The organism is Bacillus sp. SIMBA_154 (assembly GCF_046536015.1).
Classification (GTDB): Bacteria; Bacillota; Bacilli; order Bacillales; family Bacillaceae; genus Bacillus; species Bacillus pumilus_P.
The window spans coordinates 1-247 of sequence record NZ_JAWJBV010000517.1; the positions used below are offsets into that span (position 1 = coordinate 1).

The following is a 247-nucleotide window of genomic DNA, read 5'->3' on the forward strand; positions in this document are numbered from 1 at the left end:
GGGAAACCTGTCGTGCCAGCTGCATTAATGAATCGGCCAACGCGCGGGGAGAGGCGGTTTGCGTATTGGGCGCCAGGGTGGTTTTTCTTTTCACCAGTGAGACGGGCAACAGCTGATTGCCCTTCACCGCCTGGCCCTGAGAGAGTTGCAGCAAGCGGTCCACGCTGGTTTGCCCCAGCAGGCGAAAATCCTGTTTGATGGTGGTTAACGGCGGGATATAACATGAGCTGTCTTCGGTATCGAGATC

Annotated in this window: 1 protein-coding gene; it reads right to left on the reverse strand. The window is 56.7% G+C overall.

The window, feature by feature from the left end; translation table 11 throughout:
- The coding region (locus R0K30_RS22975; protein WP_410613280.1) for a substrate-binding domain-containing protein at positions 1 to 247 on the reverse strand (247 nt) is incomplete at both ends.